The organism is Paenibacillus alkalitolerans (assembly GCF_016482785.1).
Classification (GTDB): Bacteria; Bacillota; Bacilli; order Paenibacillales; family YIM-B00363; genus Paenibacillus_AE; species Paenibacillus_AE alkalitolerans.
The window spans coordinates 1-11,051 of sequence record NZ_JAEMXM010000045.1; the positions used below are offsets into that span (position 1 = coordinate 1).

Sequence of the window (11,051 nt, forward strand, 5' to 3'; positions counted from 1 at the left end):
TCGGTGAGGGTTCGTGAATGCAAGAGACGTTATCCGAAAGTAATGCATCATGTAGAGGAGGGTTTTTCAAGGATGGAGTTTCTTAAAGATCTTTGTATTAATATTCTTGGTGTTCTTATTGGGGGTCTAATAGCTTATAGGATAGCCAGATGGCAATTTGAAGCTAACGAAACATTCGAAAGTCGTAAAAATCAAACCCTTCTTAGGGAAAACATAAACAGAATTACGGAAGAATTGAGAAAAAATCTCGGAATAATTATCGAACTCAAAGGAGTTCTTAATAAAAATGAGAATTCAAAAAACGATATTCTTCATATTCTTGAGTGGGGAATGACGTATGTAGATTCATTCTCCTTTTTTTCATTCAAGCATTTAAGTAACTCATATCTGAGTACACTTTTACCAACATCGCTAGAAAGGTATATTTTCGATTCTTATAACGAATTGGAGAATTTAAAGAACTGGTACAAGCAAACATCGAAGGCACATAGTTTCTACCTTGGATTTCAAGGATCCCAAGAAGCAGCAAATAATGAGTTCTCAACCATAAAGATGAATATAAATCAAATTAGAAATAAGCTTGAGTCGAATATTAAACAGATTGAGGAATTTAAAGTGTAGCATATTCGGAGAAGGCATTACCTTCGGATAACACCGCATTCACGCATCGGGGCTGACGCCCCTCGGTCCGCGAGAAGCATTTTCGAGAAAGTGGAAGCAGCGGACAACCCTGCACCGGCTAAGATAGGAGCTATCTAAGCCGGTGAGGGTTCGTGAATGCAAGAGACGTTATGCGAAACCCTTGCAAAATAAAAAAATATATGGAAGTGTTCCCATGGTAGAAGAATTAGTTACTTGTAAAAGTGTCGGAGTATATCAGCACGCATTAACACGTGGAAAACAATATGAAGTAGTTGATAGCGATAATGAAAAATACAGAGTTGTTGGCGACCATGGGAAGAGGATATGGATTGAAAAGTCTTATTTTCGACAAGGAAGCGTAGCTTTGTTGATGATGAGTAAATGGAAATTTGATCAAGATGTTAAAGATAACAACTTTGTAGAAATTACAATTCGCTTTAATGACGGTTCATCGCGATGGTGCAATATAACAACACCAGATAATATTAAAAAACATTTTGAAATTGCCCTGCTGGATCCACCTGGGATGATCGGTAATCACATGATTATAATGAAGAGCTTTAATGAAGAGGAGATTGAAAAAACGTTGAGATATTTTGATTCTCAAGGAGAGCTTGAATGTATAACAAAACCATTAGTGTAAGTTGATTCATAGAAGGCAAGGGCATCGCATAACACCGCATTCACGCATCGGGGGGCCAGCCCCCTCGGTCCGCGGGAAGTGTTTTCAGTGAAGTTGATTCAGCGGACAACCACGCACCGGCTAAGATAAGAGCTATCTAAGCCGGTGGGGGTTCGTGAATGCAAGAACGTTAGACGAAACACTATTTAAAGGCGGAAAAAACATGATTAACGAAGAAATCGAAATGTTTGGATTCGATAAAGAATTGTATGCTAGTAATTTTTTACCTATATATAGTCAACTTGAATACAAACCAAACTTTATACTTCAAATACCTATTGTATTACCCTTTGAATTAGGATTTGATTCTGGCAGATGTACAACGATGAAAATTGACAGCAGTGTGATAACTTTTCATTTTACAGATGTAACTTATGATAACAATATATGGGCTGGTAACTACAAAAGCGTTACCATCCCACTTTTTAAATTGTCAAAAACCAGGGTGGTTATGACTCTTTTATCTACTGAAAAGATAGAAGTGGATGAAAAGTTATCCGATTCGTTCGACATGCTGTTAGATAATTTAAATTTAGTAATTAGATCTTATTTAATAATTACAAAGGATGTGAAAGTACAAAGAGTTAATCGTGAGATGCTTGAATATCTTACTATTTATCGAACAGTTACACCAGAAACGTGGGAAATCTCAATGGGTATATTTTTGATAAACACAAACATAGCCGCACCTAAGGAAAAACTGGATGAAGAGAAGCAACAGCACATTATATTCTTCTCAGGGGCAATTGCGCATTATTTAAATCCATTCATTACATCTGAAGAAATGATGGTTTCCTCAAGAAGATATTTGCTTAATGGTAATTATAGGGAAACAATAATCTTTGCTCAAACGGGTATAGAAACTTTCTTGAGTGCGCTCTATTCAGCAATGCTAACGATTGAAGGTATTACCCCTCAAAAAATACAGGAAATGATGGAGAAGACTCCTTTCATTACTATGTTAAAACGTGAATTCCAAGCTAGAATTGGTGGGAGCTGGGATGTAAATAAAATTTCCACAACTGTAGGCAAATGGTACCGAGAAACTTATTTGCTAAGAAATAAGGTGGTACATGTTGGCTTTGATCCTGAAATAAATGACGCCAGAGGGGCAATTGATGCAGCAAATGAGCTCAGGATTTATGTGATTGGGTTATTAAATAAATCCAGAAAATACGCTTCTATTAAAGAGATGATTACTGTAAGTAGTTCCAAGAAGAAATAGTGCTTCGTCTAACACCGCATTCACGCATCGGGCCTGACAGCCCTCGGTCCGCAGAAGAAATTTCGATGAAGCCAGTGCTGCGGACAACCTCCTACGGAGGTTCGTGAATGCGAGGAACGTTATCGGAAAGATATGCAACATTTCAATTACAATTTATGGTATATTAATTGAAAATATTAGATAACCATTGGGGGTTTGCTATGAAGCCTAGGGTATTTGTAAGTTCTACATATTACGACTTGAAACATATCAGAAATAGTATTGAAAGATTTATTATGCAATATGGGTTTGAGCCCGTATTATTTGAAAGTGGTAATGTGTATTTTGAATTTAATCAAGAATTGGATATTTCTTGTTACAATGAGGTCAAGCTTTGCCATATGATGATACTAATCATTGGAGGACGTTATGGTGCTCCTTCCAGTGAAGAGAAGCACCTGGAATTTATCGAGGGTTATGAGAAGAATTATATCTCAATAACTAGAAGAGAGTTTAAAGAAGCTGTAAGTAACAACATTCCAATCTTTATCTTTATTGATAAGAACGTCTATTCGGAATATCATACGTTTAAGAAAAATAAAGATGCAATCTTAAAGCTCATCAATGAACCGGACTCAAAGTTTAATTTTGCATATGTTGACAGTACAAATGTTTTTGATTTTATTGATGAAGTTAAGGTGAAAGCTTTAGCCACTTTCGAAAAATTCGATGATATTGAAACATATTTAAGAAGCCAAATTGCTTCAATGTTCTTTAACTACCTTATTGATCTTAAATCTCAGAGAGATAAGAAAGAAGTGTTGAACTCCGTTACTGAGCTCCAAAACATTTCTAATAGAATGAATGAGATGGTGAATGAAATAGGCCGTAAAGTTCTATCTGAAACAGGACAATACGAGGAAGCTGTAAAAAAACAGAACGAAAAAACAATTTCGATGTATACCAAGAAAATTGTTCAGTTAATAAATTTTCAGGAAGACTATGTTTTTTCGGAGAAAGAAAGAACTGCTGTTTTTGAAGTAACTCAAGTAATATATGATGATCTGCTTAATAGCTCTAAGCTATATGACAAGAAGGGTTCTATTCGCGAATGGGATATTATCATGGATGATCTGGATAATGAAGTAATAAAAGAAGTTAATGAGAAGTTGAAAAAATTAAAAAATAACTTGCAAATACTTATATCAACAAATCTTCTTGATATTCTTATGTTATACAAAAATAAGATCACTCCATTATACGATAACAATGGTATTGAAAGCTTATTTAAAGAAACTCTAGAATCAGAACTCGAAGATGTATTATGGGTGCCCTTTTGAATTCCTTATAAGGAATTCTTTTTTCTTTTAGCTGTTCAAGAGGGCATATCCTTCCGATAACACCGCATTCACGCATCGGGCTTACGCCCTCGGTCGCAGACGTGGATTCGAGGAAGCAGGTGCTGCGACAACCTCCTTCGGAGGTTCGTGAATGCGAGGAACGTTATCGGAAATTATTCTAAAACATTAATAAATGGGGGGCATGGTTTGGCTAACCCTTTCTCCAATAAGAAAAAGATAAGAAATTGGAAGAGACAAGTGCGTAAAATCTCAACCTGGAAGGACACTTTCATAAATTTAGATTTGGAATATTTGATTAAAAACGAAAGAACACATGTGAAAATCTGGATAGATCCTTGGTATAGATTAATTAGAAGAAACCCACCAAAATGGCTTAGGAGTCTTATGCTTGAGAGCTTGTGTGAGATTTACTTAAACTGGAAGGAGCAGCTTGATGATTTATGTGAACCGTACTACTTAAAGATATGGTTGTATGATCCTAATTTTATTAATTCTGAGGTTGTTGTCGCTTTAAGAGGGAGTTTGAATTTTTACGACAGAACCTTTAATAAAGCTGTGAGCTTAAAGGAGTTCCCTCGGGAGAAGTATCAAAATATTAGAGTGCTAGGTAAGTTTGAATGGGAACAATATTTAGACGAAGAGTTCTATTTCCTTACAATAGATAAACTTACCGAAACAGAAATAGATAAACTGGAAGGTAAAGCTATTGTTGGGGAGGTAACGTTTAATAACGGAAGCATAAGGGATACATGCTTTAGAATAAAAAAAGGCAATGTGTGGGTTGGATCAATGAAGGAATAACTTCCGATAACACCGCATTCACGCGTCGGGACAGCTACACTGTCCCTCGGTCCGCAGGAGGAAATTCGAAGAAGTGATTTCAGCGGACAACCCTGCACCGACTAAGCGCATCGCGCCCGCCCCTACGGGGCTTAAGTCGGTGAGGGTTCGTGAATGCAAGAGACGTTATGGGAAATCAGCGCAAAAAGCAGTAAAGAAATAGCTATTTCATCTTCATTTTAACTACAATGAAAAAACAATGGAGGTTATCTTCTCGATGGACTCTGCTAATAAATGTACAATGTTGTTACTTGGTACATATCATATGGGCAACCCTGGGTTAGATATGCATAATGTTAAATCTGACGACGTCTTGGCACCAAAACGACAAATAGAAGTACAAGAGGTTGTCGATAGACTTAAATTATTTAATCCAACAAAAATTGCTATTGAAGCACTGGCAGATGAAGATGAGACGCTTAATACTCAGTTTCTTTCATATTTATCAGGTGAATTTACTCTCGGTGCAAATGAAATTTATCAATTAGGTTTCCGTACTGCGGCAGAACTTGGTCATCAAAGAATATATCCTGTCGATTGGAATGAATGGATTGGAGGTGTAGCATTAGGGCATGTTTATGAATATGCACAATCGTACATACCTGAACTCCATCAACGACTCAGTTCAAATGGTCAGGAAAGAGTAGAAGCCGCTCAGAAGTCAATGAAAGTACAAACAATAAAAGATCTTCTACTTGCAGGTAATAATCCTGACGCTTTACGTAGGGACCACGAAACTTACATGACTGTAGCACGAGTTGGAGATGGCAAAAACAATATAGGAATTGATTGGCTCTGTAATTACTGGTATCGTCGGAACCTAATCATCTATGCTAATATTTGTCGAATTTCATCACCTGAAGATAGAATCCTTGTGATTTATGGTTCTGGACATATCTACTTGCTTTCACAGTTTATTAAAGAAAGTGGCCTTTTCTCACTGGAATCGGTAGAAAAATATCTAGATGGATCCCAACATAAGGGCAATAACTGATGATTAAGTTTTCCGAGGAAGGCACTGACATCCCATAACACCGCATTCACGCATCGGGCTAACGCCCTCGGTCCGCAAGACGAGTTTTCGAAGAAGCGAATTCAGCGGACAACCCTGCACCGACTAAGCGCATCTCGCCCGCCCCTACGGGGCTTAAGTCGGTGAGGGTTCGTGAATGCGAGAGACGTTAGATGAAACCCCCGATAATTCTAACAGAGAGGCTGTTCAGAGATGATTACTATTAGAAAAATAACTACAAATGAAGTGGACGTGTATTGGGAGTTAAGATTAGAGGCACTCCGGACTAGTCCTGAGGCATTTGGTGGAACTTATGAAGAAGTAGTTGATACGCCGATCGATGCTGTCAGATCAAGGATCGGGTCAACTAATGATAACTACATACTAGGGGCATTTTCGGAGTCAAATAAGATTGTCGGGATGTTAGGATTTAAAAGAGAGCAATCAATTAAGACTAGACATAAAGGATTCATTTGGGGAATGTATGTAACTCCAAGTTACAGAAAACAAGGAGTCGGAAAGAGTTTGCTCAATGAAGTATTGAAACGATCCAAAAAACTTCAAGGACTTGAACAAATCACTCTTTGTGTCGTTACTTCAAATAATCATGCAAGAGAACTTTATATTAAATCGGGATTTGAAGTCTTTGGATACGAGAAAAATGCATTAAAACATGAGGGACATAGATATGACGAAGAGCATATGGTATTCAGATTGAATTGAGCATATTCGAAGAGGCCGGGGGCATCATCTAACACCGCATTCACGCATCGGGCCATACGGCCCTCGGTCCGCGAGAAGCATATTCCAAAGCAGCGGATTCAGCGGACAACCCTGCACTGCCTAACCGCATCGCGGCCGTTCCCTCCGGTCACTTAAGGCAGTGAGGGTTCGTGAATGCAAGAGACGTTAGCTGAAATTAGTCAATAATGAATAGAAGCGAGGCATGAATTCAATCCTTATGAGAATTCAAAAATATAACATTTTAGTATCAGGGATAATATGCATTTTATCATTTATAGTTGCATTGTTATTCAATACTCTTTCTATTGGGTTTTGGTCAAATGTATTTATAGGTTTATTTTCAAGTGCATCGTTAGTTCTGTTTTTATCGATAGCGTCTTACCGAGTGGAGAGAAGGAGGACTCTTGAGGCATTCTACACTAGCGTAGTGAGTGTAATAAATAATCTCAATAAATATGAAAAGAATGAAGATCCGGAAAAAACTATGGAGTTAGTTTTAGATATGAATCAGTTCAATTACGCAGATTTTGATCTGTTATTTGGTGACATAGATTTCCTCTTATATAACAAAATGAAACGGGAATACATTTATAAGCAAATATACGAGAAGATAAATAAAATTAGAAATATATTGAAAGAGAAATCATTTCATTTCAATGAATACAAGAAAACCGATACCGGAAATTTAGCAGTTATGAAAATCCTTATTAAAGAGATCGACAATGAAATTATGGATAGAACTGAAGAGGATGTAATTAATTCTTCAGGAGATAAAACTAAGTTAAGTTTTTCTTACAACAAATTAACTGAAGAATTGTCGAATGAACTTAACGGGAAATTTTACGAATTGATGTATAGTGATTTTAAAACTTTCAAGCCTAGATTGTGATTGATTATTCAAGATGCGACTAACTTCAGCTAACACCGCATTCACGCATCGGGCCTTACGGCCCTCGGTCCGCAGAAGTGATTTTTCAATGAAGCCAGTGCTGCGGACAACTCCCTCCGGGAGTTCGTGAATGCAAGAGACGTTATGAGAAATCACAGCAAAAAGATGGGAGAAGATCCTATGAACAATAGTAACGTTCATAATTTAAAAACGATATTAGAAGAAATAAACTCTGATTTGTTTTACTTCCACTCGGATGGCTCAAGAGTTGTACAAACTACAAATCCTCATATGATAGCTTTAATGATTGAAAATTTGAATTTATCTATCGGTCATAAAGTCCTGGAAATCGGAACTGGTAGTGGTTATAACTCAGCAATTATATCGAAACTTGTCGGAAATGAGGGAGTAGTTACAACAATAGAAGTGGACCATGATGTTGCAAAGAATGCCAAAAAGAGATTAGCAAGACTTGGGATAAAGAATGTAAGCTTTATAACAGGGGACGGCTGGTATGGTTTTGGTGAACATGCTAAATATGATCGTATCATCGCAACTACAAAGCCGCCTCATATTTCACCCCTCTGGGTAGAACAATTAAAGGAAAACGGTATTTTGATAACGCCTATTGACGTTCCAATCCATGATCAATTTATTACGGTAATTGTCGCCTTTCAAAAACTGTCTGATCAATTGCTCAAAAGCATTAAGGTTTTGAAAGGCGGTTTTATTCCTATGGCATCTCGACCGGGTGAACTATTAATGAAACCCAAACAAAACGATGCAAGAAATTATAACGATATTGATATAGATAAATTACACTTACAAGCGAAACGATTGTCAGAGGATAAGATCATATGGGACGGATCAATGTGGGATAAATGGATTTTAGAAGTAAATGAATGATAGAAAAGAGAATCAGAAAGCCTTTGTACGTTAGTTCGAAGAGGGCTGTGACATCTCATAACACCGCATTCACGCATCGGGCCTGACGGCCCTCGGTCCGCACGGAGGATTTCGAAGAAGTGGATTTCAGCGGACAACCCTGCACCGGCTAAGATAAAAGCTATCTAAGCCGGTGAGGGTTCGTGAATGGAAGAGACGTTATATGAAACTAGCGAAAGACTGGATTTGGGAGTAACTCAAGTAGAACTTGAAAGACAAATGTAATCTTGATCCACAATCCAGCATATTGGAGCAGCAGTATAACAAACACAATGCAATTGAGAACAGCAAGTTTAAAAACATGGTTGTGGGAGCGTTTCGAAGTAGCAGGTTTAAAACACATGGTTGTAGGAGCAATTTCGAAGTAGCAGGTTTAAAACACATGGTTGTGGGCGTTTCGAAGTAGCAGGTTTAAAACACATGGTGTGGAAGCAATTCGAAGTAGCAAGTTTAAAACACATGATTGTGGGAGCAATTCGAAGTAGCAAGTTTAAAACACATGGTTGTGGGAGCAATTCGAAGTAGCGGGTTTAAAACACATGGTTGTGGGAGTAATTCGAAGTAGTAGGTTTAAAAACACATGGTTGTGAGAGCAATTCGAAGTAGCAGGTTAAAAGACGGTTTTGGAAGTAATCGAAGAAGCGCTAGCTTCATATAACACCGCATTCACGCAGCGGATCGGCTAACGCCGATCCTTGGTCCTAAACTTATCATCACTTTGTATGATTTGGCTTCGCGGACAACCCTGCACCGACTAACCGCATCGCGGCCGCTCACTACGTTCGCTTAAGCCGGTGAGGGTTCGTGAATGCGAGAGACGTTATATGAAATCAGCGCAAAAAGGATAAAACAAAAACATTTCAATTTAAATCTAGCGGTCAGTTAGATNCCGGTGAGGGTTCGTGAATGCGAGAGACGTTATATGAAATCAGCGCAAAAAGGATAAAACAAAAACATTTCAATTTAAATCTAGCGGTCAGTTAGATTTTGTCTTAGAAAAACATGAGTAATGGAAGGGTATAGCAAATGATTTCACATCGACTGCTGACGCTCGAAACAGTTAAGCAATTAACTGACCAAATCAACAGAGACCAGAACTTGTTATTTTATAGCTATTTAACTCAACGCAAGGAGAAGGTTAAATTTGTCGGTCAATATGTAAACGACAATCTGGCGGCTGTCTTAGCATATTTTTGCGGGCTCACATTTCCAGCGTTTTCTTTCTATTGCATAGACCTAAATAAACTAATTTTTCCATATCTCATTGCGTTTACAAAAGAAATAACTCAAATTAGGGAAGATAATATTTGTGGTACAATTCTCTGTAATCGTGACCTTCAACTATTTCAGTCTCATGGTCTCATAACAGGTATCCCACAACGATTCTTAACGATGAAGCATATGGACCTATCGAAACTTCTCGATTCAAACATGGCTGAACTGGTTAAGAGTGGTGACATTTCAGAAGTAATGGATTTTTTGCGAAATGGGAATATGAAATTTTTTACAAGGGGCGAACTCGAATATTACCCTTTCCTTGGAATTAAAGATGGTAATCATTATGTTGCCGTCGGAGGCTTTCACTTTTATGATCCTTTGCTTGTTGAGCTTGGAAACATCTATACAAGACCGGATTATAGAGGAAGAGGGCTAGCAAAGCACTTGACGAGCCAACTTACAAACCTAGGCAGATTATTTTCAACGGATGTCTACCTAGGAGTATTGGCAGAGAACCTAGCTGCTGTACATGTTTACGAAAGCCTAGGCTATGAAGTTATGGCTGAACAAACGATTGTTGATTTTACTCTATCTATTTGCTAGTTTGTGCGAAGAGGCACAGGACTCAGAACCGGGACGGGAATAGGTGCTGTGTAAGTAGCCTCAAAGTGGGCGCTGACATCCTATAACACAGCATTCACGCATCGGGCCATTCGGCCCTTGGTCCGCGGGGAGTATTTTCGAGAAGTTGATTCAGCGGACAACCCTTACGGGTTCGTGAATGCGAGAACGTTAAGTGAAATTACTGTAAAACCATAAAGACAATCCCCATACGATTAGAGGTGAATTATGGAATTTAGGATGCAAAGATTAGAGTCTCTAAACCCTGACGAATTCTCTGAACTTCTAGAGCAAAGTCGAACTGAAGGATTTAGGTTTGTTCAACGTTTAGTAGATGATTATGAAAGCAATAGAAACAGATTTGATCAACCTGGGGAAGTTTTGATGTTGTTTTAACAAAACAAGATTAGTTGGGGTTTGTGGTTTGAATCATGAGTTAATTGAAGAGGAGCAGCGTATTGGAAGACTTAGAAGGTTTTATGTCTTGCCCAAATATAGAAGGCGTGGGATCGGTAAGAAGTTGGTTGAACTAATATTGCTTGAAGCTAAGATGCATTTTGACGTAATACATTTAAAGACAGAAACAGAAGATGCAGGTCGATTTTATCAGGCACTTGGATTCACTAGAACATATAGAATTTCAAATGTGACCCATTATTTAGATTTAAAGAAAGAACGTAAGGATTAATCTAAGCATATTCGAAGAAGACAGTAACTTCACCTAACACCGCATTCACGCATCGGGGTAACGCCCCTCGGTCCGCGAGAAGTATTTTCTAGGAAGTGGATTCAGCGGACAACCCTGCACCGGCTAAGATAAGAGTAAGCAGGTGAGGGTTCGTGAATGCAAGGGACGTTATCCGAAAGTGCGAAGTGATTTATTAAAAAGACAA

At 38.2% G+C, this 11,051-nt stretch carries 10 protein-coding genes and 1 pseudogene; all 11 read left to right on the forward strand.

Going from position 1 to position 11,051, the window contains the following annotated elements; genetic code table 11:
- On the forward strand, positions 1 to 621 hold a 621-nt coding region (locus JET16_RS29420; protein WP_233532456.1), incomplete at its 5' end, for a hypothetical protein.
- A 142-nt stretch (positions 622 to 763) separates the two neighbouring features.
- Positions 764 to 1,285 (forward strand): hypothetical protein, encoded by a 522-nt coding sequence (locus JET16_RS29425; RefSeq protein WP_199624776.1) that lies wholly within the window; start codon positions 764 to 766, stop codon positions 1,283 to 1,285.
- A 154-nt stretch (positions 1,286 to 1,439) separates the two neighbouring features.
- Positions 1,440 to 2,549, forward strand: coding sequence for a hypothetical protein (locus tag JET16_RS29430; protein WP_199624777.1), 1,110 nt, complete (start codon positions 1,440 to 1,442; stop codon positions 2,547 to 2,549).
- A 200-nt stretch (positions 2,550 to 2,749) separates the two neighbouring features.
- Positions 2,750 to 3,868 carry a DUF4062 domain-containing protein gene (locus tag JET16_RS29435; protein ID WP_199624778.1) on the forward strand — a complete coding sequence of 373 codons (1,119 nt, stop codon included), beginning with the start codon at positions 2,750 to 2,752 and terminating at the stop codon, positions 3,866 to 3,868.
- A gap of 147 nt (positions 3,869 to 4,015) precedes the next feature.
- A complete protein-coding gene (locus tag JET16_RS29440; protein WP_199624779.1) occupies positions 4,016 to 4,690 on the forward strand; it encodes a hypothetical protein in 675 nt (224 codons plus the stop codon).
- A gap of 256 nt (positions 4,691 to 4,946) precedes the next feature.
- Positions 4,947 to 5,723 carry a DUF5694 domain-containing protein gene (locus tag JET16_RS29445; protein ID WP_199624782.1) on the forward strand — a complete coding sequence of 259 codons (777 nt, stop codon included), beginning with the start codon at positions 4,947 to 4,949 and terminating at the stop codon, positions 5,721 to 5,723.
- A 231-nt stretch (positions 5,724 to 5,954) separates the two neighbouring features.
- Positions 5,955 to 6,464 carry a GNAT family N-acetyltransferase gene (locus JET16_RS29450; RefSeq protein ID WP_199624784.1) on the forward strand — a complete coding sequence of 170 codons (510 nt, stop codon included), beginning with the start codon at positions 5,955 to 5,957 and terminating at the stop codon, positions 6,462 to 6,464.
- A 223-nt stretch (positions 6,465 to 6,687) separates the two neighbouring features.
- The gene (locus tag JET16_RS29455; RefSeq protein WP_199624785.1) at positions 6,688 to 7,374 is read left to right on the forward strand and encodes a hypothetical protein; all 687 of its coding nucleotides are present in this window, start codon (positions 6,688 to 6,690) and stop codon (positions 7,372 to 7,374) included.
- 180 nt (positions 7,375 to 7,554) lie between these two features.
- Complete coding sequence (locus tag JET16_RS29460) at positions 7,555 to 8,280, forward strand: protein-L-isoaspartate O-methyltransferase family protein (RefSeq protein WP_233532457.1); 726 nt, start codon at positions 7,555 to 7,557, stop codon at positions 8,278 to 8,280.
- 1,065 nt (positions 8,281 to 9,345) lie between these two features.
- A complete protein-coding gene (locus tag JET16_RS29465) occupies positions 9,346 to 10,140 on the forward strand; it encodes a GNAT family N-acetyltransferase (protein WP_199624788.1) in 795 nt (264 codons plus the stop codon).
- Between the two features lie 418 nt (positions 10,141 to 10,558).
- Positions 10,559 to 10,846: pseudogene (locus JET16_RS29470) on the forward strand (GNAT family N-acetyltransferase); the annotation flags it as partial.
- Between the last annotated feature and the right edge of the window lie 205 nt (positions 10,847 to 11,051).

What these genes read in the sequence shown, in the direction of transcription:
- JET16_RS29435 (WP_199624778.1), top strand. Translation starts at nt 2,750, where the DNA reads ATGAAGCCTAGGGTATTTGTAAGTTCTACATATTACGACTTGAAACAT.
- JET16_RS29445 (WP_199624782.1), top strand. Translation starts at nt 4,947, where the DNA reads ATGGACTCTGCTAATAAATGTACAATGTTGTTACTTGGTACATATCAT.
- JET16_RS29450 (WP_199624784.1), top strand. Translation starts at nt 5,955, where the DNA reads ATGATTACTATTAGAAAAATAACTACAAATGAAGTGGACGTGTATTGG.
- JET16_RS29455 (WP_199624785.1), top strand. Translation starts at nt 6,688, where the DNA reads ATGAATTCAATCCTTATGAGAATTCAAAAATATAACATTTTAGTATCA.
- JET16_RS29460 (WP_233532457.1), top strand. Translation starts at nt 7,555, where the DNA reads ATGAACAATAGTAACGTTCATAATTTAAAAACGATATTAGAAGAAATA.
- JET16_RS29465 (WP_199624788.1), top strand. Translation starts at nt 9,346, where the DNA reads ATGATTTCACATCGACTGCTGACGCTCGAAACAGTTAAGCAATTAACT.